The organism is Phaeodactylibacter sp. (assembly GCF_040219495.1).
GTDB lineage: Bacteria > Bacteroidota > Bacteroidia > Chitinophagales > Saprospiraceae > Phaeodactylibacter.
Genome location: NZ_JAVJSK010000141.1, coordinates 51,241 through 74,725 on the forward strand (window position 1 = coordinate 51,241; position 23,485 = coordinate 74,725).

Annotated in this window: 21 protein-coding genes and 1 tRNA gene; 14 read left to right on the top strand and 8 right to left on the bottom strand. The window is 51.0% G+C overall.

From position 1 onward, the window contains the following. Positions 1-70: 70 nt before the first annotated feature. On the bottom strand, positions 71-613 hold the full coding sequence (locus RIC19_RS22905) for a hypothetical protein (protein WP_350180717.1): 543 nt from the start codon (positions 611-613) through the stop codon (positions 71-73). A 159-nt stretch (positions 614-772) separates the two neighbouring features. Continuing rightward, complete coding sequence (locus RIC19_RS22910; protein ID WP_350180718.1) at positions 773-1,033, bottom strand: helix-turn-helix domain-containing protein; 261 nt, start codon at positions 1,031-1,033, stop codon at positions 773-775. Between the two features lie 420 nt (positions 1,034-1,453). On the opposite strand from RIC19_RS22910, the gene RIC19_RS22915 reads away from it, so the two are divergent. The 8 genes from RIC19_RS22915 to RIC19_RS22950 all read left to right on the top strand — a co-directional run bounded on the left by RIC19_RS22915 (position 1,454) and on the right by RIC19_RS22950 (position 9,338). Next, a complete protein-coding gene (locus RIC19_RS22915) occupies positions 1,454-2,857 on the top strand; it encodes a POTRA domain-containing protein (protein WP_350180719.1) in 1,404 nt (467 codons plus the stop codon). A gap of 163 nt (positions 2,858-3,020) precedes the next feature. Further along, complete coding sequence (locus RIC19_RS22920; RefSeq protein ID WP_350180720.1) at positions 3,021-3,908, top strand: NAD kinase; 888 nt, start codon at positions 3,021-3,023, stop codon at positions 3,906-3,908. Positions 3,909-3,921: 13 nt separating this feature from the next. Then, positions 3,922-4,683 carry a cyclase family protein gene (locus RIC19_RS22925; protein ID WP_350180721.1) on the top strand — a complete coding sequence of 254 codons (762 nt, stop codon included), beginning with the start codon at positions 3,922-3,924 and terminating at the stop codon, positions 4,681-4,683. Beyond that, positions 4,684-5,358, top strand: coding sequence for a hypothetical protein (locus tag RIC19_RS22930; RefSeq protein ID WP_350180722.1), 675 nt, complete (start codon positions 4,684-4,686; stop codon positions 5,356-5,358). 111 nt (positions 5,359-5,469) lie between these two features. Then, positions 5,470-6,369, top strand: a complete 900-nt coding sequence (locus RIC19_RS22935) for a nucleotidyltransferase family protein (RefSeq protein ID WP_350180723.1) — start codon at positions 5,470-5,472, stop codon at positions 6,367-6,369. Between the two features lie 80 nt (positions 6,370-6,449). After that, on the top strand, positions 6,450-7,766 hold the full coding sequence (locus RIC19_RS22940) for an alpha/beta fold hydrolase (protein WP_350180724.1): 1,317 nt from the start codon (positions 6,450-6,452) through the stop codon (positions 7,764-7,766). Between the two features lie 51 nt (positions 7,767-7,817). Beyond that, positions 7,818-8,174 (top strand): tRNA-binding protein, encoded by a 357-nt coding sequence (locus RIC19_RS22945; RefSeq protein ID WP_350180725.1) that lies wholly within the window; start codon positions 7,818-7,820, stop codon positions 8,172-8,174. A 369-nt stretch (positions 8,175-8,543) separates the two neighbouring features. Beyond that, on the top strand, positions 8,544-9,338 hold the full coding sequence (locus tag RIC19_RS22950) for a glucose 1-dehydrogenase (protein ID WP_350180726.1): 795 nt from the start codon (positions 8,544-8,546) through the stop codon (positions 9,336-9,338). A 211-nt stretch (positions 9,339-9,549) separates the two neighbouring features. On the opposite strand, the gene RIC19_RS22955 is transcribed toward RIC19_RS22950, so the two are convergent. Beyond that, positions 9,550-10,050: an OmpH/Skp family outer membrane protein gene (locus tag RIC19_RS22955; protein WP_350180727.1), complete on the bottom strand. Its 501-nt coding sequence runs from the start codon at positions 10,048-10,050 to the stop codon at positions 9,550-9,552. Positions 10,051-10,319: 269 nt separating this feature from the next. On the opposite strand from RIC19_RS22955, the gene RIC19_RS22960 reads away from it, so the two are divergent. Together RIC19_RS22960 and RIC19_RS22965 are read left to right on the top strand one after the other, a co-directional pair. Next, the gene (locus tag RIC19_RS22960) at positions 10,320-11,186 is read left to right on the top strand and encodes a glycoside hydrolase family 73 protein (protein WP_350180728.1); all 867 of its coding nucleotides are present in this window, start codon (positions 10,320-10,322) and stop codon (positions 11,184-11,186) included. 423 nt (positions 11,187-11,609) lie between these two features. Beyond that, the gene (locus RIC19_RS22965; protein ID WP_350180729.1) at positions 11,610-12,491 is read left to right on the top strand and encodes an SDR family NAD(P)-dependent oxidoreductase; all 882 of its coding nucleotides are present in this window, start codon (positions 11,610-11,612) and stop codon (positions 12,489-12,491) included. A 196-nt stretch (positions 12,492-12,687) separates the two neighbouring features. On the opposite strand, the gene RIC19_RS22970 is transcribed toward RIC19_RS22965, so the two are convergent. Together RIC19_RS22970 and RIC19_RS22975 are read right to left on the bottom strand one after the other, a co-directional pair. Then, positions 12,688-15,477, bottom strand: a complete 2,790-nt coding sequence (locus RIC19_RS22970) for a tetratricopeptide repeat protein (protein WP_350180730.1) — start codon at positions 15,475-15,477, stop codon at positions 12,688-12,690. Positions 15,478-15,669: 192 nt separating this feature from the next. Continuing rightward, the gene (locus RIC19_RS22975; protein ID WP_350180731.1) at positions 15,670-15,912 is read right to left on the bottom strand and encodes a MoaD/ThiS family protein; all 243 of its coding nucleotides are present in this window, start codon (positions 15,910-15,912) and stop codon (positions 15,670-15,672) included. A gap of 565 nt (positions 15,913-16,477) precedes the next feature. Between RIC19_RS22975 and RIC19_RS22980 the strand changes: the two genes are divergently transcribed. Beyond that, positions 16,478-17,623: a lytic transglycosylase domain-containing protein gene (locus RIC19_RS22980; protein WP_350180732.1), complete on the top strand. Its 1,146-nt coding sequence runs from the start codon at positions 16,478-16,480 to the stop codon at positions 17,621-17,623. Between the two features lie 169 nt (positions 17,624-17,792). Here RIC19_RS22980 and RIC19_RS22985 read toward each other — a convergent pair. Next, positions 17,793-17,866: transfer RNA gene (locus RIC19_RS22985), tRNA-Met, on the bottom strand. A gap of 146 nt (positions 17,867-18,012) precedes the next feature. Here RIC19_RS22985 and RIC19_RS22990 point away from each other — a divergent pair. After that, a complete protein-coding gene (locus RIC19_RS22990) occupies positions 18,013-18,393 on the top strand; it encodes a glyoxalase (protein ID WP_350180733.1) in 381 nt (126 codons plus the stop codon). On the opposite strand, the gene RIC19_RS22995 is transcribed toward RIC19_RS22990, so the two are convergent. Both RIC19_RS22995 and RIC19_RS23000 read right to left on the bottom strand, forming a co-directional pair. After that, positions 18,380-19,747, bottom strand: coding sequence for a DUF5723 family protein (locus RIC19_RS22995; RefSeq protein WP_350180734.1), 1,368 nt, complete (start codon positions 19,745-19,747; stop codon positions 18,380-18,382). The two genes, RIC19_RS22990 and RIC19_RS22995, sit on opposite strands and share 14 nt — an antisense overlap. 164 nt (positions 19,748-19,911) lie before the next feature. Next, positions 19,912-21,552: an adenylate/guanylate cyclase domain-containing protein gene (locus RIC19_RS23000; RefSeq protein WP_350180735.1), complete on the bottom strand. Its 1,641-nt coding sequence runs from the start codon at positions 21,550-21,552 to the stop codon at positions 19,912-19,914. Positions 21,553-21,811: 259 nt separating this feature from the next. Between RIC19_RS23000 and RIC19_RS23005 the strand changes: the two genes are divergently transcribed. Then, positions 21,812-22,273 carry a CBS domain-containing protein gene (locus RIC19_RS23005; protein ID WP_350180736.1) on the top strand — a complete coding sequence of 154 codons (462 nt, stop codon included), beginning with the start codon at positions 21,812-21,814 and terminating at the stop codon, positions 22,271-22,273. A 107-nt stretch (positions 22,274-22,380) separates the two neighbouring features. Beyond that, positions 22,381-23,205 (top strand): universal stress protein, encoded by an 825-nt coding sequence (locus tag RIC19_RS23010; protein WP_350180737.1) that lies wholly within the window; start codon positions 22,381-22,383, stop codon positions 23,203-23,205. The last annotated feature ends 280 nt before the right edge of the window (positions 23,206-23,485 follow it).

Below are 23,485 nucleotides of genomic sequence, written 5' to 3' on the forward strand. Positions count from 1 at the left end.
TCACATATACACACTATTTCGACCCCTTCAGAAATCTGAAAATTTTTCTGCTCAATAAAAAGTTGAGCCACTAGAGCTTCACCCCAAATTTCAACAGAATACCAGAATTTATATCCCCATTTTGATAAGGTTGTGTGAAGGCCTTCAGCCCCACCAACAGCCGTTCCGTCACAGCATAGGTGTTTTCGATGATCAGGTTGAAGCCCAATGCGTTACGTTGATCGGACTGCAGCTTTGAATCAACAATTTCTCCAGTATGAGAAATCGATAAGGCATTGTAACTTTCTGAAACCGTATACCAGCTCAGCCCTGTTCCGAGCCTGAAGTCATTTCTGCCTGCGTTTTTAAATGGTGAGATATAGACATTGGCATTTAACTGTAGGAAGGAAGCCTGATCAAGAGCGCCATCATTGCTCGTACCGAAACCCAATCCCCCGCTCAACGCAAAGTACCGGTTCAATTTGAGGTTAGCTTCGTTTTCCAGCATAATGGCGCGCATGTCCCCTGTGCCTAAAAAGGAACCTCCTGCGCCAAACCTTAGGTCTATTTCCTGCGCCTGTGTACTCACGCTCGCGCAGATTAGAATTATCCAGAATAATGTGTGCTTAATCATGTTTTTTCATTTAAAAAGTGAGCCCACCGCTTGTATCGTGGGTGTAATCAGGAGCCTAGTGCGTCCAGCCTAAATTTAAACCCCGTTTGTGCAAAAATTTTGCACTCTCGCACTTTTCCACCATTTTTTTTGAAGTTTTTGGCGAAAAAGCCCACCAATTCACTCCTCCGATCCCGCTTCATCCGGATAAAGCAGCCCGTGCAGGCTTCCCGGCAATGGCGTTTCGTAATAATAAGAGCGGCGTTTGTCACAGTAGACGACCTCGGCCCCCAGTCCTTTCAGCGTTTTCAGATAGTTATAAATAGTACGACGGCTGCAGCCAAAGCGGGCCGCAAGCTGAGCAGAGGAGCCTGTGGCTTTGCGCCGGATCAGGTCATCCAGGCGGTCTAAGTGTTGAAGTTGAGCGATTAGTTTCATCATCTCTGGTATTTAGGGGTTTGCGCGATTCTTTTTTATGCCACTGCACAAGTACAATCCCGGCAAAGGCAGTGCAAGAGCAACTCAACGAGTGTTCTCACACCCTTTGAAAGCCCAATTCCTGGATTCATGCAATTAATTTAGTTTGATGCCAATCTGATGATCAGACAGAACTGCGTAAAACGGGTTAGTTAGAGTGCGCTTTTGTGTTTAACATTGTTAAATTTACATTTTTCCCTTCAAAAGTGCAAGGCAGATGGATTTTTTTAATTCTGCCCGCTACCTTACCCGCTACTTATTTATTTTTGTTTCCTACCTAAAACCTTTTAAATTGAGTGCTTCAGAAAAATGCTAACCGGATCGTATCCGAAATGCATAGCTCTAAACAGAAAACTACGCATACCCCAGGGAACACCGTCCATCATGATCCGTCTTCTTTTGCTTACTGTGGGATTGGTGAGCTGCTTCAACGCATGGAGCAGTGACCGGGAGGTGGTGTACATCGACTCCATCGCCGTGACCGGCAACAAGCAGACGCTATCGGAGATCATCCTGCGGGAAATGTCCATCCGGCAGGGAGATACGATTCTTCTGGAGGAATTACCGGAGAAGATTACCTGGTCTGAGCAGATGATCATGAACACCGGGCTGTTCAACCGGGCACAGATCAGCTATCAGGCCTGGAAAGGGGAAACCAATGAAGTACAGCTGCTGGTGACGGTGGAAGAGATGTGGTACCTCTACCCTATTCCGGTGTTTGAGCTGGCCGACCGCAACTTCAATGTCTGGTGGGTAGACCAGAAACGGTCGCTTGACCGCACCAATTACGGGATGGACTTCGCCCACATCAACCTCACCGGGCGCAAAGACAAGCTTAAGGGGTCAGTCAAGTATGGCTACACGCGCAAGTACGCCCTGTCCTACAGCCTGCCCTACCTCAACAAAGCCCAAACCCTGGGCGCTTTCGCCGGAGTGGGCTACTGGCGCAACCGGGAGATCAATTACCGTACGACCGATAGCCGGCAGCAGTTTTTCCGGTCGGAAGAGGGTTTCATTTACGAGCGGTTCACCGGGGAGGCGGGCATTACCTATCGGCCACAGCTGCAATCCTACCACGATCTGGAACTTAGCTTCACGCAAAAACGCATTGGGGACGAAATTGCCCTTGACCTCAACCCGGACTACCTCCTTGACGGGCGGCACCGCATCCGCTACTTTGCCTTACGGTACGACTACTTTCACGAAAACCGGGATGTAGCCCCCTACCCCTGGTCCGGCTCCTTCTGCTACGGCAGCCTGATCAAGGAAGGGCTGGGGATCTACGGCGAACGCTCCGGGCTGACCTTGCTCACCGGCTACGGAAAATACATCCCCTGGGGCGAGCGCTGGAGCCTGGGCATGGAGATGCGCACCAAGCTGTCCATCATCCGCTCCCGTCAGCCCTATCAGGACAACCGGGGGCTGGGCTTCAGCCGGCACACGATGCGGGGGTGGGAATACTACGTGATTGATGGCATGGATATGGCAATGGGCAAGTCGAGCCTACGCTTCCGCTTTGCCGAGTACAACTTCAACTTTGGGAAACTAATGCCCATTCAACAACTGCGCCGCATGCCTATCCGGCTGCTCCTTTCGCTCAACAATGACCTGGGCTACGTCAACAGCCCTTACGCCCGCGCCGACAATATACACAGCAACCGCCTGCTCTGGGGCGGCGGTATCGGGCTCGATATCGTGCTCTACTACGATAAAGTCATCCAAATACAGTACAGCTTCAACGATTTGATGGAAAAAGGGTTATTTTTACACCTCAGCATGAATATCTAGTGCGACTAGACCGAATTATTTGATAGTATTTTCACGCTTGAGCCCTTTCTGGTGCCCGGTCTTTGACTGTCAAATATTTACGCCTCCATCCACTAGTGCGACTGGTCCGAATAAATGGTGCCAAGCCTTCAATTGCCAGGCGTTTTTAGAATCAATCCAGCAAATGCAAGTAGTCGTTTACAGTAAAGTCCTTAAAGAGAAAGACATACCGCACATTCAGCACCTCTTCGATGCCCTGCACGAGGAGGGCATCCGTGCTTATGTCTATGCCCCCTACCTGGAGCAGTTGAAAGGGGAAATCCGCCTGCCGGCACAGGTAGGCACCTTTGGCGGCTACCTTGATCTTTCCACACACAAGTTCGACTTTTGCATCACCCTGGGAGGGGACGGGACCATCCTGGCAGCGACTACGCACATCCGCGATAGCAAAGTGCCGATTCTGGGTATCAACCTTGGGCGGCTCGGCTTTTTGGCCAGTATTGAGAAAAAGCGCATCCACGACGCCATCAAGCTGCTCAAACGGGGCATGTACAGCATCGAAGAACGCTCCATGCTCTACCTCGAGTCCAACCTCCCGATTTTTGGGGAAATCCGCTTCGCGCTCAATGATATCACACTGCTCAAGCGGGACACCTCCTCCATGATTACGATCCATACCTTTATCAATGGCGCTTACCTCAATTCCTACTGGGCTGATGGCATCATCGTGGCGACACCAACCGGCTCCACCGGGTACTCCCTAAGCTGCGGCGGCCCGATCATCTTCCCCAACTCCGGCAACTTCGTCCTCACCCCCGTAGCGCCTCACAACCTTAATGTACGCCCTATCGTCATCTCGGAAGACTCTGTGATTTCCTTTGAGATCGAAGGGCGGGCAGAGAACTTTCTCTGTACCCTGGACTCCCGCTTTGAAACCATCACCGCCGCTCATCAGCTGGGGGTGCGCAAGAATGACTTTGGCATCCGCCTGGTACAGCTCCATGATGTGAGCTTCATGGATACCATCCGCCACAAACTGGCCTGGGGTACTGACACCCGCAATGATGACTAACCACACTATGACCATGCAAACCACTTTGCAACTGCACGGCCTGAGCTACACAGCCGACTTACAACACCCACTCGATGTTGCCATTCCGCTCAAAGCGGGGCTGGAAACGGTCAATTGCTTTTATGCCCCGCCTATGGAGCATGGCCCGGTGGTAGCCGGTGACTTCATTGGCTCGACTCAACAGGGCGGCCCGGTCAACTTCCTGACCGTGCGCCTCACGCCACACGGCAACGGGACTCACACCGAATGCGTTGGGCACATTGCCAGGGAGGCCTACACCATCAATCAATGCCTGCAGCAGTTCCACTTTGCGGCCCGGCTCATTAGCGTCTTCCCCACCAAAAATGAGCAGGGCGACCGGGTCATCTACCGGGAACAGCTCGAAGCTTTACTGGACGAGCACCCGCCCACACCGGCCCTGCTCATCCGCACACTGCCCAATGATGACCTTAAGATGATCACCAACTATTCGGGTGCCAATCCGCCTTACCTCCACCACAGTGCTATCAGTTATCTGGTGGAGCAGCAGGTGGAGCATTTGCTACTCGACCTCCCTTCAGTAGACCGGGAAGAGGACGGTGGGCAGCTGCTCGGGCACCGGGCATTCTGGAACTACCCGGAACAGCCCCGCACACATTCCACCATTACAGAGCTGATTTATGTAAACAATTCTATCCGAGATGGATTATATTTACTAAACCTGCAAATTGCAAGCTTTGAAATTGATGCCAGTCCGAGCAAACCGGTACTGTACACCTTAGAACGCACAAAATAAATGGCCCTTTATCAGTCCACTTATCATTCTAAAATCTTCCGCGACTTCAAGGAGATCGATGCGGCCAACTACCGGCGCATTATCCACTTCTATGAAGCCCGGGAGGACACCATCCGCGGACTGGATTTTGAGGAGTACTTCGAGATGTTGATTGCTTATGTCAACAGCCTGTTTGAGGTTGGCTTCCACCAGAAACACTTGCTGATGGTGGATGTTGCCATAGAGGAAGTCATTGTGCACAATGTAGAAAGCCTGCCAGGCGAAAACCTCTACGAACAACTGCTTTTCCGGAAAGCGGCCTCTCACTTTCAGTGCCTGCAGTACGAAAAGTGCCACTACGTCCTGATGCAGCTCATCCGCATCGACCCCTACAATACCGATGCGATCAGCTTTCTGAAAAAGTGCCTGCGCCGTATGGAGCCGGTCTTTCTGGAACGTGCTAAAGCCACTGCCATCTTTCTTTTCCTATTGGCTGCACTGGTCATAGCTATTGAAGTCTTGCTGGTACGCCCCTTCTACGAAATGCACGCCGACCTGATCGAACGCTCCCGCAATACCATCTTTGGCATTGGCTGCCTGTCGCTGGTCGGCGGCTTGCTTTGGCACCGGTACCGGGTAGAGCAGCGGGTGGAGCAAATGGTACAGCTGATTCGGCGGGAAAAGCAACTCCTCTAATACTCTATTTTTGATAAGCTAAAGTAAAGCCCCGGCCCAATCCCATCCGGGTTTAATCCTCCTACAGGATGGCAAAGCCAGAGATTCCCGTTATATTCGCAGCAAAAATCCATGAAACCAACTTTGCTTATCCTTGCCGCTGGTATGGGCAGCCGCTACGGCGGGCTCAAACAACTCGACGGACTGGGACCCAATGAAGAAGTCATTATTGAATATTCCATCTACGATGCCATCCGTGCTGGTTTTGGAAAAATCGTCTTCGTTATCCGGGAAGATATCGAAGCGGCTTTCCGCGAAAAGTTTGGTGGCAAATTTGACGATCAGGTCGAAATCGAGTACGCTTTTCAAGCCATCAATACGCCTGTAGAAGGGGTAGATGAATTGCCGGAACGGGAAAAGCCATGGGGTACAGCCCATGCGGTACTCGTGGCCCACGACAAGATCAACGAGCCTTTCGCCGTCATCAATGCCGACGACTACTACGGCATCAGCAGCTTTAAAGCCATGGCGGACTTCCTGAAGGCTCAATGCGCGCCGGACCACTACAGCATGATCGGCTACCAACTGGACAAGACGCTCTCGGATGCCGGCCACGTCAACCGGGGTGTGTGTGAGGTAGACGAAGCCGGCCACCTGACTGATGTGGTAGAGCGGCACAAGATTCAGCGCACGCCCAATGGTATTGTTTACGAAGAAGAGGGCGCACAATACCCACTCAGTGCAGATGCTCTGGTGTCTATGAATTTCTGGGGCTTTCATCCCAATGTTTTTGAAGCCACCCGTCAGCAATTCATTCAGTTTGTAAAAGACAATCAGGACAAGCCGCGGGCCGAATTTTACATCCCACTCGTCATCAACCGGCTGATCAATGAGGGCAAGATCAACCTCACCGTCATCCCCAATGCGGAGCGCTGGTACGGCGTCACTTATCAGGAAGACAAACCGATGGTGCAGCAGGCCTTCGCCAAATTGACCACAGAGGGCCAATACCCGGCAAAACTTTGGAAATAGTGCGGTCTACTCATTGCAATTAGCAAGATTTGACCGCTCCGTTCCAATAAGATCGCTTAGCTTCCTGGAAAACATTCCCTATGGCTAAGCGATCTTTTCTTTTGTGCCTGTCCCTGCTGCCCTGCCTTATCCTTTTTGCGCAGACAAAGACCGGCTTTGCGCCAGCGGGCGGTGTGGATATTTACTATGAACTCTACGGTGGAGGAGCGCCTGTAGTCATCATCAACGGAGGGCCGGGCCTAAATAGCAATGGCTTTCAGGATTTAGCCCTTTCGCTCAGCGAGCGCTATCAGGTTATCCTTTATGACCAACGTGGCACCGGGCAAAGCAACATGAAAGAAGTCAGCCCGGAAAACATAACCATGGACCTGATGGCGGCTGATTTGGAAGCCCTGCGTAAACACCTAGGCTATCAGGAATGGACTGTATTGGGCCATTCTTTCGGCGGCATTCTTGGCAATTACTACACAGCAAAATACCCGGCGGCGGTCAGAGCGATGATCGCCTCGGCTTCCGGTGGTATTGACCTCGGTCTTTTGACCAACTATGATATCACCCGGCAGATGACGGAGGTGCAGCGCGACTCCTTCATGTACTGGACAGCGCAGCTCAGCTCTGGCGACACCTCTGAGCGGGTGCGGGAAAAGCGGCTTGCCTTCATGGCAACCGCGTATCTGTACGACGACCGGTACGCTCCGAAGGTTGCTGAGCGGCTGGGGCAGAGTAACAGGCAAATCAATCAACTGATCTGGCAGAACTTGCAGCGTATTCAGTACGATGTGAGGGAGGCGGCCACCGCTTTTCAAAAGCCGGTCCTGATTATTCAGGGAGAACAGGATGTCATTTTACCACAAACGGGGAAAGCTGCCCGGGATGCTTTCCCCAATTCCACCTGGGTGCTAATGCCGGAATGCGGGCACTACGGATGGATCGATCAGCCTGCGCTTTACTTCAAATCCATACACGCCTTCATGGATGCCCTGCCGGCAGCGGACGAAAAAGCAATCCGCGAAGTCCTGAACAACTATGTCCACTCCATCTACAAAGTAGATAGCAGCTTGGTATATGCAGTCACGGACACTACTTTGCAAAAGTCTGGTCATTACTATTCAGATAAGTCCGGGGCATGGAGTTATTCTGATATGACCTTCCAGCAATTGGTATACACTGCTGCCCGCTATAACCTTAAGGGGCACATTCCGAATAATGCTCCTGTTCAGGTCGAAATCTTCGACATCGGCAGTCAGACCGCTTCGGCAAAAGTCAGTGCAATTTGGGGCTTTGACTACGTATTGCTATCGCAAGACGCCCGGGGGAAGTGGCGCATGGACAAGGTGCTCTGGCAAAGCTACAGTACCGAGACCCGGCGCGCATTGCAGGAACAAATGAAGCGATAGGGCTAAAATCTCCGGACAGGAACCTATTTTTGCTAAAAACATCGATACGGCATGCCTGAGCAAGCAACATCAGACCGCAACCTAACCTGGGCAGACTTCACCAAAGTAGAAATGCGCGTGGGGACTGTTCTGCGGGCCTACCTTAATGAAAAAGCCCACAAGCCAGCCTATGTGCTTCACCTTGACTTTGGGGTCCTGGGGGAGCGCAAAACCTCTGCACAGGTCACTGACCACTATCGCCCCGAAGACTTGGTCGGGCGGCAGGTCATTGCGGTGGTCAACTTCCCGCCCAAGCAAATTGCCAATATGGTCAGCGAGTGCCTGGTATTGGGTGCGGTGGGCGAAGACGGAGGCGTGATTCTACTCAATACGGATCAACCTGTACCCAACGGATTACGGATTGGGTAGCAGCCCTTTCCTGCTTTCACATCAGCCTGCCGTTTTGACCGCTTCCCCGTAACATAGAAATCCTTACACGCCAAATTTCTTCATTACTGATTTCGAATCCCCGTGGGCTTCCATGGACTCAATCAGGGGAGAGACATAATCACCACCACCCCTATCGGCACAATAATTACTGCAACAACCCGTGAAAAGGAGCAGGAAGCACGATACTGCTGTCCACGAAAAAGAGTAGACAAGCTTCACAAAATATGGGGTATTGAGTTATCAGATCAATAAATTTAACCCTTTCTTTCCATTTGGCACCCCAGGGCGTCCCGATTTTCATTCCCGTACGCTCCAGACACCTATGTGTTTTACCTTTGAAGAAAAAACATGCAACGACTCACTAATAAAACCGCCCTCATCACCGGTGCCGCCCGGGGCATCGGGCAAGCCATCGCTACCGTTTTCCACGCGGAAGGCGCCACGGTATTGCTAACAGACATACGCGATGAAGAAGGGCAAGCCATTGCCAGCCAACTTGGGGAGCGGGCGCACTACCTCCATCTTGATGTTGGGGAAGAAGCGGGCTGGCAGGCAGCGGACCATTACATTCGGGAGCACTTCGGCTCGCTGCAAGTCCTGGTCAACAACGCTGGCATCACCGGTTTTCTGGAAGCGCCCGGCCCTTTTGACCCCGAGCATGCTGACCTAAACACCTGGGATACCGTGCACCGGGTGAACAGCACGGGCACTATGCTGGGCTGCAAATACGGTATTGCACTGATGAAAGCAACCGGTGGCAGCATCATCAACATCTCCTCCCGGAGCGGTATTGTAGGCATCCCCGGTGCAGTAGCTTATGCCTCCAGCAAAGCGGCGGTGCGCAACCACACCAAGAGCGTCGCCCTCTACTGCGCCGAACATAAGTATGGCATCCGCTGCAACAGCATTCACCCCGCGGCCATCATGACCCCGATGTGGGATATGATGCTGGGGAATGGCCCGCAGCGCGAAAAAATCATCAGGGAGGTGGAAGCCGGTATTCCGCTGGGCAGATTTGGGGAGCCGGAAGATGTGGCCTACGCAGCCTTGTACCTGGCTACCGATGAGTCGAAGTACGTCACCGGCACAGAGCTGCACGTTGACGGAGGCATTTTGGCAGGAAGCGAAGCCCGGCCGGAATAGTTGGGCGTATTTCACGCATTGAAGCCCTTAGCTTGCTGAACTTTTACGTTCAAGCACTTCCAAACCAACCCATCAGGCAATGGCCCTGTATAGCAAGCCGGAAGCTCCAATGCCCGGGCGATGCGCTGCAAACTCCGAACAACAAGAAAGCCGCTGCCGGGAAGAGAACCCGGTAGCGGCTTTTTTAGAACAGTCGGGAAAGAAGGCTTTATTACAACTTCGCTTTCACCAATTCCAATACATCATCACTATCCTTAGCAAAGAGGATGGCGTTGAATACACTCGTATCAAAAATCATAGTGTACCCGTTTTCCTTGGCTACCTCCTGAATGGCTGTTTCAGCCCGGGTAATGAGGGGCTCAAGGAGTTCCTGCCGTTTGGCCTGCACTTTTTGAGACACCTCCTGCTCGTAAGCCAGGATTTCATTGCGCTCTTGTTCCAGCTTAGCCTGCTGTTCGCTCTGTGTTTTTGGCGTCAGGTTGCCACCTTGTACTTGCTGAGCAAAGGCCTGTGCCTCTTTCTGCCAATTCGCAGCCATTTCTTCTCCTTTAGTGACCAACTGCTTTTGGAAGGCCTCCAGCTCACTGTCTGCGGCTTTGGTCTCCTCAAGCGAAGAGATGAGGTTGCCAAAGTTGAGGTGGCCGTATTTCTGCGCCATAGTGAGCGTAGGGGCCAGGAACAAGAAGGCGGCGAAAAAAAGGTATGACTTCATATTATGTTGTTTTTTTGAATTGAATCACTTGATCGTCCGTAAAGAAAATTTTCGCAAAGGTAGTTGGACACAAGGACTACAACAATAATAAGAGCCTAAAAATTGAGCAGGAGTTGGTTAATGCCTTCTTAAAACCTGGGGAGGGCAGTAAAAAAACAGAATATGTTTAAAATAATTTGTTTTTAAAACAGCTTATTTTAAATTTGTTGCATCATTTTGTTTTAACCGCCGGAAAGCAGGCTGCCACCCGGTGCTCAATCGCAATAAGTATGAATGTATTCCACAACTCCACCATTCGGCAACTGGCCCACCGGGCAGGGCAAGAGGTAAGCCTCACTATTCAGAAACACTGGCTCAAAACCGCCTTGCTGGGCGCAGCGGCTTACATGGCTTACCAGAAAGATATGGATATAGACCTGCAGCTGAATAATCCGCTAGCTCCGGTTGTACAAGCCCGGACAGTTCCCCACCCTACTGCGCAAACGGTGGCCTACCGGATGCCGACTCCTGAAGCTGAGCCTATGAATACTTCTATGGTAGAAAAAACCGCCCCTAAAAAAACAGTTGCTCTGCCCAAAAGTACGCCCCGGGCCAACGTCAGCAACCTCGCCAATACTTACTCCAACCTCACCGCTGACAACAAAGGCGAAAGCAGGAAAGAAGCCGTTGCCGACCGCTCCCTCAAACGGCGCAAACAGAAAGCGTACATCAAGCGGTTTACAAAAGTGGCCCAGCTGGAAATGAAAAAGTACGGTATCCCTGCGAGTATCACCCTGGCACAGGGCCTGCTGGAAAGCAATGTGGGAGAAAGTAAGCTCGCCACCCGCAACAACAACCACTTTGGGATGAAGTGCTTCTCCCGAAGCTGCTCCAGTGGGCACTGCAGCAACTTCACTGACGACAGCCACAAGGATTTTTTCAGAGTTTACAAAAGTGCCTGGGAAAGCTTTCGCGCCCACAGCTTACTGCTGAAGCGCAGCAGCCGCTACCAGCCTTTGTTCAAACTATCGGCGGATGACTACAAGGGCTGGGCGCGGGGATTGAAAAAAGCAGGCTACGCCACAGATCCCAAATACGCTGAGAAAATCATCAACCTTATTGAAGACCTTGATTTGCACCGTTACGACAAAAAGTAGCCCTTTATGGCCGTTAATCTACAGTTTGGGTGACAAAAGTCACTCCATAGGCAGGCAATCCTCTTTATTTTCGCTCCATCACAATTTTATATTAGAGTTTATGAATCAAGGTTTTTTGTCAGATCTAAGAGCGTCTGGAACCTAGACTTCAGAAAGGGGCCTTTAATTCCCTTTCTTCGTGTAGCTACTAAGGTGAAGACCTGCCTGCGTGTCGATACTTCGGTCTCCGGTGGGCAGAGCCCACAGGCGACGAGACACAGACAGGCGTGATGCGAGCTGGCGGGAAAAATGATTCAGGGGCATACAAAATTACGTTCAAAAACTCTATTGCTTTGGCGATTCAATAAAGTTTATTGCTGCGGTCCTGATTGTTATCAGGAGGCAAGCCCATGAACATTAGCGTAAACGGTAAGCAACAAAAAAATGGAAGAAATGATCTGCCTCGTAACGGGCGCCGAATCTGGCCTTGGTTACGCTGCCGCACGCGGGCTTGCCCGGGAAGGCGCAACGGTCGTGATGGTCTGTGACCATCAAAAGCGGGCCCGAAAAGCGAGAGTTAAACTAATTGGAGAGAGCCAGAACCCGAACATTGATCTGATCATTGTGGATTGGTTCTCGCAGGAAGACATCAAAGCGAAAGCGAATGAGATTTTACATCAATACCATGCGATTCACGTCCTGCTAAACCTTGCGGAGGCCTACTTCCCAATCCGGAAACTTACCGGCAGCGGAAAGGAGCGCAACTTCGCCTACAACGTACTGGCGCCATACCTTTTTACGAATGAGCTGAGTTCACTGCTGATGGCAGCAGATGGCGCGCGGGTGCTTAACCTGACCTACGAATCTCACCGCCTGGGGGCCATTAATTTTAGCGACCCCGGCCTGAAGTATAATTTCTCTATCCGGGATGCTCAGCGGCAGGTAGCCCTGGCTCGCTTATCCTGGGCCTATGAACTCAACCGGCGCCTTGCCGGCACAGGAGTGGATGTGCATGCTTTTTCGACCGGAGCACGGCACCCGGCCACGATAAAACAGGTACCGAGCTTCCTTTACTGGACAGTAAAACTAGCTACCCGCTTCTGGGAACGTACTTCGGAAGAGTCGATCAATACCCTGCTACGGCTCGCCCTGTCTGATGATTACGAGCGGCTGAGCGGAAAATATTTATTCCGCGGGCAGATTATCAAATCTTCACCGATCACTTACAATCAGGAATTCAATCAGCAACTTTGGGAAACCTGCGCTGCGCATACGGAATCCTCGATTGTTGCCTATCAGGAAATACAGGCAATGCTGTTGTCATAACGCTCGGTTTCATCGCTTAGCGCATGTTTGGAGCTCATTACTATTGCAAATCAACGCTTTATGAACCCCGCAGAAATGCGGGGCAAGCGCTGACTTCCTCACTAAATTTTCATTTAGCCCGCTAAACTCAAATTTAGTGACTTTGCCAGAACCATAAATCCTTGATTTTCATGATGAAACCGCTCCAAAAAAGCTCTTAGCGACGCACCCACAATCCCATCAGGATTAGTCCGAATACCCCGCCCAGAATCCAGAAGACCGGAATTTGCGCCGGTTTTTCTTCAGGCTGATCGTATGGTGCGCCGAAAGCCTGAACACTATGCAGTACTTCATAGCCCGGTTGGTTTTGGAGTAACTGCAACTGCCTTTGCAGGTTTGTCGCTGACGCCATGGCATCCAGCCAGGCGGTATAGGCCTGAGGGGTTTGGCAAAGCCCTTGCTGCTCAATAAAGGTGCCTGTAAAATGTTGCTGAGACCAAACCCGGTTGAGCAGCCCCTCCGTACTGTTCCCGAAGAAGTCCGTGTAGGCTCCATCCAATGCCAGGTACCTCGTTCTGAATGTACGGTCTTGGTTTTCGGTCAGGGCTAAAGCACTATTTGCATCAGCACACAGCAGCATACGGGCGTTGATGATTCCATCCAGCTGCTGCGCGGTTTTCAGGGCTTGGGCGTCCTTCAGCCAGTTGCCCAGTTCGGTCGTACAGCCATGCACTGCCGTATGGCTCGTTGGCAAAGCTACCGCAGTCTCTTTTTCCGGAACCACGCCCGCTTTGGTGAAGAAGTAGGCTGGCGCATCCGCACCCGGCAACTGAGCTGCAGTAGCCCGGTCGGCAGCAAAAGAGGATGCGCAAAGATGCCGATACAGGGCAAAGGAGCCCGCAAGGCGCCCCTCATCCAACTGCACCTGCCCAAAGGGGTACATAGATAGCTGATGGATGGGGAACACCACCACCCCCTCTGTGCCCGCCTCTTTCAATGCCTGTAAGTCTGGAAAAAACAACAATTGGTCTTGAATGGTACGGTTCGTACTATCCCTCCAGCTTGTACGATACAACCGCCCGGAGCCTTCATGAAGTTGCAGTACATACAGGAACCGCTCCGACCTCCAATAATGATAGCAGCCTAGATCAAGCGATGAAAGCACTCCCTGAAACGCGTCAAACGAAAGGGCTTCGGAGAGGGTGTAGCGAAGTTGCCCGGCTTGTTCGGAGCGAGCTCGCGACCAGGCCTGTGCAATCGCAGAGGAAGGCTTTTCACCCTCCTCTGAATAGGGGTGCTGACTGGCAAGCCGAAGGGTCCGATATTTCCAATATGCGGGAGCAGATTGTTTTTGCTGAGTATGGAAATTCAAAAGCGCAATTTTGGCACCTTCAAACCACAGATAAGCTTCTTCAACCGAAAAATCCTGGCGTGCGTACTGTTGACGCAGGTAAAGGTGCTGCATCCCGCTGCTGATCAGGCCCTCCAGGTGCTGCTCCATCCATCCGGCTTCAAAAGGCGTGAGCGGAACGGCCTGTAATTGAGTTAAATGCATCTTCAATTCCCCATAGTAGCCCGTGGCCGCATTTATATTATCCACTGTGTGACGGTCCTGCAGCGCTAGTGAGGTATGCGTCTGAGCAAGTACAGCCAACAGTTTGAGTTTGTGCAAGCTGCCGCCTGATACTTTCGCCAGCCCAGCTTCAAAGTGCGAGATGGCAGATTCTGTGTCTCCGTTTTCAAGATCAAACTGCCCGAGTACTTCTTCTGCCAATGCTTTGACACTACCTGGTTCTTCAGACCGGCTGATTTTCTGCAAAATTTGCTGCGCCCGCGTTTGGTTATCCAATAAAGCATAGGAACGGGCCACAAAATACCTGGCGAGTAATCCTTCTGACCGCTCAGCGTACACTTTACTCCATTGCAGAGCGGTTTGAGCCTGCCCATGCAACAAAGCTATTTCTATAGCATTGGCCCAATCCTCTGACTGCAGGTCATTGGGTGCAAAGCCGATCCAGTCTCGAAAATGGAGAAGGGCGGGCTCGAACTGACCGAGCAACAGATAAGCCTTTGCAAGTAAGGGCGCTACGGATAAATCGATATTAGGGTTGCTCAGCGCCCGTTTGGCCATTTGCACCGCCAAAGCGGGCTGACCGGCTTTCAGTGCATCCTGAGCCAGTTCCAGAGCCGCTTCAGCCGCGAAGAGGTTTTGCATGCGCTCGTTGGCTTCAAATAAGTGGTAGGCTCTTTGGTAAGCCTGAGCGCGCTGCCCTTCAGGCAGCAACCTGGCTACCCGGCACCAAATGCGCCCCAAGGCCTCCGGGTACTGATTGGGGAAGGCCTTTAGAATATCAATAGCCTGTTGATAAGACGCCCGGGCTTGTGCAGGCTCATTCCTCTTTTCCAGGAGCATCCCTCTTTCCTCCCAAACATTAGCAAGTTCAGGGTGCCCGGCTTCATAGTATTGGGTCAAAATTTCTTCCGCTTCCTGCAGGAATGCGGCAGCCTCGGTGTAGGCACCTTGTTTACGAGTAGTGATCGCCATAAAAATATTGGAAGCAGCCGTTTGGGGGTGCCTTCGGGAAAACAAGTTCTCGCGAATATCAAAAGCCATGCGGTGGCACTCCATTGCATCCTCGTACCGCTCTGCTGCTTCGTAAACCTGCCCGAGCTTATGGGCTGCTTTTGCAGCTTCATCGTTATCACGGCTAAGGGTCTCTATACTTTGCCAAAGGGCTTTCTTGGCAGATTGCTTTGCCTCATCCAGCTGCCCTAACTCAATCTGAGCCTGGGTAATTTGATTTAGACAGGAAAAATAGTAGGGCCAGGATTGAGCAGCCTTATAAGACCCTGCGGCTTGCTCCAATTCCTCAATAGCAGCCTCGTAGTCCTGATTCAGCAACAGGGAAGCTGCCCGGTTCTGATGCTGAGCGGCAACACTTGCCGGCTGTGCATTCAGCACACCTAAGCTACTGATAGCCAATAGTATTAATACTGTTTTTCTCATAGTATGGACATGATCAATACATGTATTCATTCCTCATAGAGAGGAAGTGTCAATCAGGAAAACGGGCGTGTTGCCAAAGCTTGTTACTGCACATGTCCATGGGCTGCATAGGCAGTGGGGAGTAGGTGGATTTTGCCATGCTGGACAAGACCCGATTCATTAAAGTTAAGCTTTTTTTAGGACCCTGACAACCTACCCGCCACTGACCGGAGGGATAATAACAACTTCATCGCTCGGTCTTATTTCCTGATCGTCTGTCGCATAGCTTGTATTGATGGCAACAGAAAGAGCAGCCAATTTGGCGAAATCGGGGAACTGGCCCATCAGCTTGGACTTAAGGTCGCTGACGGTTGCTGCAGGCGGCAGTTCCATCGTTATTTGATGGCCCCCGAGTATATCTTTTGCAATGCCGAACGCAATAACCTGAATTTCCATTGTAGACTTCCTTTATCTTACCATTTGAGTGCCCTTTACAGTAAAAATGACACCAGAAGAACTCGCTTTTCCCATTCGAAGGCAGGTAAACTTAATTTCCTTAACAAAACATTAACACTTGTTAAGACCACATAAGATCAGGGCCCTGCAAGCCGGTACGAACTACTGAATGCCCTGCTGCATAAGGTATATTATTCTTTTTGCACTATGAATCATGGGGCTCATGCAGAACATTTGCCACCCCCTGCAAAACATATTTTTTCTCTACATGTGGTAACACCTTCAGCTCCGGGATGATAAAAAAAGGCAAGGATCGGCAAATCGTTGACTTTTAACCCCAAAGAGGATAGTTTTGCCCCATCAAATAAAGACACGCAAAGCGCCTGTTTGCATTTGATACATGTACGAAAACAAGAAGAGTGTAAAACTAGTTGCTAGCTCACGGCTGCTTTCCCGGCAGTCGTGGTGAGTGTAACGGTCTGCTATATGCAGCCCTGTTGCAGCTCGCGCTGCATATTTATAGGCTAAACCCTATGCAGTAAAGCTTCATGCAAAATAATTGAGCATGAAATTCCCATGGACAATCGTAGCTGTCCTGGCTGTGAACAGCCTGACTGCTACCCCTAAATCTGCCCCCTTTTCCGAAAGCTCAGACGCGTATAACGCTCGCTGGTCGGTTGCTATTGAAAATAAAGTCAAAGAGCGGATTCACCGCCTTGCTATCCCCTTCGAAGCAAAATACGACCAGGAAGTGCGCAATCGGATTAAAGATTACGTCACTGATGGCTACCGCGATACGGAGCTTATGTTAGGTCGTACTCCGGCCTTTTTCCCCATCTTCGAGCACTATTTGAGCTTGCACGGTCTACCACGTGAATTGCGCTACCTGCCAATTGTGGAGACGGGCCTTCAAACAAGAGCTTACTCTCACGCAGGCGCTGCCGGGCTATGGCAATTCATTCAGCCTACGGCACGGCTTTACGACCTGGAGGTCAATAATAAGGTTGATGAGCGGTACGATGTATATCGTTCCACTGAGGCGGCGGTGCTGATGCTCTCCCGTTTGCATAGCCACTACAAAGACTGGCCTTTGGTGCTTGCAGCCTACAACTGTGGTCCGGCGCGGGTCAATGCTGCTATTAAACAGGCCGGGAGCCGGGACTTCTATTTGGTTGCGAACTTCCTGCCGGAGGAGACGCGCCACTATGTGCCCCGTTTCATTGCGGCGGCTTACATCACCAATTATTACAGCCACCACGGCTTACAGCCAGACTTCCGGGGCGTCTTCAATCAGCCTATCAGTGGCATCAAACTCTACGAGCAGTTTACTTTCGGAGAAATCGCGCACGCCTCGGGCGTACCCCTAAGCGATATCCGCAAGCTCAACCCAGCGTACCGGTCTAACGTGGTACCTAAGCGGGAAGATGGCCACTTTCTGCTGCTGCCTGCTTCAGGAATGCCCAACTTGAAAACGCTAATCGCTACCCGCTCCGGAAAATATCAGATGGATTACCAGTTGCTGTACCCCAGCAGCTTCCAGATGACTTACAAAGTCCGTCCCGGGGAAACGGCAGCAGATATAGCCAAGCGATTCAATATCACGACGGCACAGATTCAGGAATGGAATCAGTTACCTGATGAAGAGGTGTTTGTGCATCAGGAACTGTCCCTCTATGTAACCAACGATAGCTCGGGCTATATCAAACCTTAAGAGCGTGTGGAAGTGCACTAAGACATAAATTCTCGCATAAATAAGGTTCAATAGTTGGAAGGCGCCCCCTTTGGGAGCGCCTTTTCTTTGTTGTTGAGCGCACAGGCATAGCATACAACACAAAAGCCCCTTGACTATCATCTAGTCAAGGGGCTTTGAAGTAAGATTGTAGCGTGAGAGTGACTTGAACACTCGACCTCAGCATTATGAATGCTGCGCTCTAACCAGCTGAGCTACCACGCCATATTGTCCCGGAAAACCGGGAAGACAACAAAATTTGATCGAAATCAAGCAGCATTCTGCTTTTTTTGCGGTTGCAAAGATAAATCTTTAAGCCTATTCCATGCAACCTTTTTTGCGAATATTTTTTCTAAAGACAAAAAGAAGCCATGCCAGACGAGCAGAAACTAAGCATACGGCCTGAGGTACCAACAAAAGATATTGAAAGTACAGCAGCAGAACGTTTTCAGAATGTGACCCTGCGGCCCGTGCTGAAACTCCAAAACACCCTGCTGCAAGCGGTTTTCCTGCACATGATGGACAAACGAAAGGTGCCTTTTCTGAAACAAGCCCCCAAAGCACAGGCGGCACAGATCGACCATAGCATCAGCAAAGACAAACGGTTACGCTTTCAACTGCTGGGCGTGGTGATTGGACAGTTTACCACCGGTGAATACGCGACGTTTTTACAATTTGAGCAAGAAGCTGTACGCCGCATCTTTACCATGATGGCGCAAAGGCTGAAAGACGAACTGATCAAAACCATTTAGGCCCACTGTCTGCCATTTTACTTTCGCGGGGGGCAAAAAGCAAATTGAGGCCCAGCCGAATGTGGCTGCTATTGCTGTCTTTGGGCCGGAAAACGGTCAGGATATTGTCCGTTGCAGCAAACAACTGCAAAGGGCCGGCTTTAAGCGTGGCATTGATGCCAAAATTGTCAAAACGGTTACTGCGCCAAGAGTAGATACCGCCTACATTCAGGAATGGCAACACCTCGAGGTTTGTTGATATGGCTGCTGCCGGATAGGTATTACCCCGGTACCATTCATTAAAGATCAATCCTCCTACCGTCCAGTTGTCGCGTAAACGCAGGGTGGCACTCAAGTAGAACCGGGTGGGTATTGTAGTGCGGAAACCCTCAGCAGATTCCTGCACTTCATAAATTTGCTCCAGTGTATCCAATACAGATCCAAAACTAGTGCTATCATCAAAAATACGCTGGGCGAAATCCAGCCCTTCGTATTCGTAGGTCCCTTTGAGGCTATAGTTGTTGACTTCTTCGTCCCAGTCGATGCCACCGATGTCCAGCACACTCGCAGCCAGCTCCAGCTTACCAAGTTTCACGTGCGCCCCCAGGTCGAAGGCAAAACCGGTATTGCCGGTAAACAGGTCTTCGGCCGAAAACGTACTGAAGTCGAAGTTCGTTTGAATATCGTCAAAGCCATCGTAGGTCAAGGCAGAAGCGGAATTGACCTGATAGTCGGCATCCAGTCTGAGCTGATAAATTTCGTCATCTGTCCTCAGGCGCAACTGACTGCGGCTGCTATTCACGCTACCTACACCTGAGAGCAACTTCGCCCGTCCACCGATCACCACGGCATCGCCGAGCTCTATCAGTGCGCCAATAGCAAACTCCTGATAACTCAACACATCAATGTCTGGCGCAAACTCAATTTCCTGCCCGATAAACTGTGCGTTACCCTGCCAGATGAGCTGTGGCAGGGTCTTGGGGTAGTCCATAAAAGCACTGAAGCGGAAAGTGTGAGAAAGGCTGAGCCCTAAAGGCCCAAAGCGAGCCCCCAGACTGAGGGTCTCGATATCCAGGTTTTCACGAATCACATTGCGATCCTCCATGTCCAGGATAGCCTGATCGACATTCAGCATCCGGTTCCCATTCCCGTCTTCTACAAATAAGGTGTTGTAGGTTAGGTTTTCCACCCGCAAACTATTGTAAACGCCGGGCAGCCCAATCACCATTTCATACTCCGGAAAAAGCGCCGGGTTTGTCTGATGCGCTTGCCAGGTGTGCCGCAAAAAGTGGGTGCTCAAATCCTGCTGAGCCAGCATAACCGCTGTCGGCAGTACCGCAAGCGCCACCGCTGCCAAAAGTAGCTTCATTCTCATTATAGTTCTTGATTTCAAAGGTTCAGGAATGGATGTGAGGGTGGTTGCCACGGCAAGAACGGGAATTCCGGGCGGGGAATTGCACAAATGCCTTAGCCACTTGCCGACAAAGTAAGGAGATTGCTGCTTATTCCAGGCTTGATTACACTGCCTTGGTGTGCTAACTAAACAGGAACCGTAGCATTAGCACGCACGCCTTTGACGAAGTACATGTCGATTAAGCCCTTATTCTTGGCCTGCACTTTGCCCCGGTATTCACAATCGAACTGATACTTGATCAGGTTGTAGGTCGCCTCAGAAATATTCACCCTGCCGGGCTGCCCGTTGGTTTCCATCCGGGAGGCTGTATTGACGGTATCCCCCCAGATATCGTAGGCAAACTTATTAACGCCCACTACACCTGCAACCACGGGCCCGGTATGCACGCCAATACGGGCTTCAAAATAAGGCTTGCCCAGGCGCATGCGCTCCTGCTTTTGTTCTTCGAGGTATTCCTGCATTTCGAGTGCAGCCTTGATCATGCTTGCGGGCATTGTCTTGCGGTCATTCAGGCCGGAAGCGCACATGTAAGCATCACCAATCGTTTTGATCTTCTCAATCTCCGGGTAGTTGCCAATGATGAAGTCAAAGCCTTTGAAGCAGCGGTCCAGCTCTTCGACCAGTTCTTCCGGAGAAAGCTGCTCGGATATCCTGGAGAAGTTCTTAAAGTCGCTGAACATCACCGACACCTCCTCGTACTTCCGGGTTTGAGCTTTACCGTACTCTCGTAGTTCCTCTGCGATGTTGGCCGGCAGGATATTGAGCAGAAGCTCATTGGAGCGCTCCTTTTCCTGCTCGATCACTCGGTTTTTGTCCTTGAGCTGCCGGCGGTTGCGGCGGCTGATGAGAAAGAGGACCAGCAGAAGAAGGGTCAGCAAGATACCGGAGCCAGCCAGGATCATGAGTTGGTCCCGTTGCTCCTCGTTGCGTTCGGCTTCCCGCCGGCTGCGCTCCGCTTCCAGCTTCGCCTCCGCAAGGTCTGCTTTCTGCGCCTGTAGCACGGCTTCCCGCTGGGCCTCTGTAGCAGAAAGTTTTTCGTATTTCTTTTTGTTAATCTCAGCCAGGGAGTCTGCTCTTAATTTTGCGGCAGACACATCTGCCAGGCGTTCTTCTTTTTGGCTGACCTCCTGCTCTACCTCCTTCTTTTCCTTTACCAGGCGTTGTTGCTGCTGCTGTAGCTGATCCCGGTCAGTAGAAAGGAGGTCTTTCTCATCTGAAAGGCGGTTGATTTCCGATTGCAGCCGCTGCCGCTCCTGATCCAGAGCGTTGCGCTGCTGCTCGTATTTGCGCTCCAGGTCACTGATACTCGTCCCGTTTTGGCTGAAGTAATTGAAGGCTTCCTCTACAATCTGGTACGCTTTGCGGTAATTGCGGTCCTTCTCTGCCAGGCGGCTCCGGCGCTCTACGCTTTTGATGATCAGATCAGAGTCGCCTGCTTCTTTGGCCTTCGCCAGCGCAGTACGGTACCAGACCTCGGCGTTGCGCTCATTGCGGTCGCGTTCATAACCCCGGCCCACCAGAAAAGCAGCTTCCGCGCCCATATTGGCATTATTGATATCCGTGGCGAGCTGATAGGCACGCTTGGCATATTCGATAGAAGTCTCGGTGTTGCTCCGCAGGTAGGCCTCTGCCAGATCATAGGTCAGGTACATTTTCTCTTTAGTACTGCCAGCCTCCTGCAACTGTTTCTTCAGGTCTTCGATAGTGTTCTGGCCGAAAGCCAAACCAGCAAAACAGCAAAAAGTAAAAATGATTAATAGCCTCATAGAAAGAAAAGCAAACTTTTGTACCGGCAGCAATTCGCAACCGGCTTAAACATCAAAGCCTGCAGGCATCAGCACCCTACAGGTATCAGGTCAAATAGAGAAAACAAAAATACAAACTCCCGGCTAGAAAAGAAGGAAAACCCTATAATGATGAAAATCATAAATACGCTATGACAGAAGTCAGTCGACCGCAAACACCTTTTGCTCATATTAGCAGTGTAAAAGCCAATTGCCTCATTAATACGAAAAAACTAAAGCAATGAACGTCCTAGATCCTGTCAAAAGTATCATGACCACCAAGCTCATCACCGTTAGTACGGGCGATAAGCTGACCTCCGTGAAAGAGGTTTTTGACAACAACCGCATCCACCATGTACCTGTAGTACGCTACAAGGAACTCGTGGGCATTATCAGCAAAACTGACTTTATGCACTTCCTGCGCGGCTTCAACCGCAATCAGGAAGACCGCTTTGTGAACGAGGCGCGCATGCGCGCTTATAACGTAGAGGACATTATGACGAAAGGTATTGCCAAGCTTTCGCCTGATGACCGCATCAATGTAGCGCTGGAGGTATTCCTGGAGAACCGCTTCCACGCAGTGCCCGTTGTGAACGAGAATGACGAGCTCGAAGGTATCCTGACCACCTTTGACATCATCAAAGCTGTTGCTCAAACCAAAGTTACGCCAGAAGAAATCCTGGAAAGCAAGAAACAACATTAGCGCTGTTGGGCGCAGCTTCTTATGATGCACCTGCCTGCGCCCGCTTGGTTTCACAGGCGGGCGCAGTGTTTTCGATTATTCCTAATTGATTAAAATGTCCTGGCCTTATGAGAAAAATATTGGTGCCCACAGATTTTTCCGCAATCGCCGCTAATGCCTATCAATTCGCACAGGAGATTGCACAGCGGCAAAACGCGGAGGTAGACATTATGCATGCCTACCATCCATCCTTTGATTATTCCAACCCTTACCTCGATATGCCCGCTGCGGAGTTCGACAGTATTAAGCGCGAGCTCCTCGATCAGTTTATCGAAGGGAACACTCTTGGTGACGGTGCAGTAGCGACTATGCCCAAACCTATGCTGAATATCGGCTTTGCGTCTGAGGAGATCGTCCGAATGTCCAAGGACTATGATCTCATCGTTCTGGGCACAACCGGTGAGGGCAACCTGCTGGAAAAAGCGTTTGGCAGCGTTTCCACCTACGTGGCGCGGTTTGCCCACTGCCCGGTGCTGCTCGTGCCCGGCGATTGCCGGTGTGGCAATTTCGAGGAAGTAGTCTACGCCAGTAATTATCAGGCGGCTGACGAAGCGATGGTGAAGAAGCTGCTGACCATCACCGGCCCTGAAATCAATAACGTCCACTTCGTTCATGTCGATAACGAAACCCAGTCGCCTTATCATGTAGAAGAGGTGCTGTACGAACAGGCACAGCTTTACGGCACGGCAACCATTGGGTTCAACTCCGTCGAAATAGAATGCCCGAATGTACAGGAAGGTATTGTGCAATACGCCTGCGATACCCATGCCGACCTGATCGTCATGGGCACGATGCACCGGAAGTTCCTCGAGCGCCTGTTCCATAAGAGCGTGACGCAACAGGTGGTGTTCCATACAACGGTACCTCTGCTTATCATGCACTACGATGATTAGTGCCCGGTAACTCGTTAATCACTAGGCTTGATGGCAGAGCTCCTCCCGGGGCTCCGTCATACAGTAAACTTGATGCGTCGGGTCAGTGCAGTGGGAAAAATGAGCTATTTTAGAGCGTGTTGGGACTTTAGTAATCGGCCTGCAAACTACACTTTTTTGCTTATACTTCGTCCCGAAAATCCTTCCCGCAAATTGCGGGACAGGCTATTTAGCTAAGGCTAAACTCCGGTTTTCGTGCCTCGTCTAACCAAAAAATTGTTAGTTTTCGACTAGAAGACAA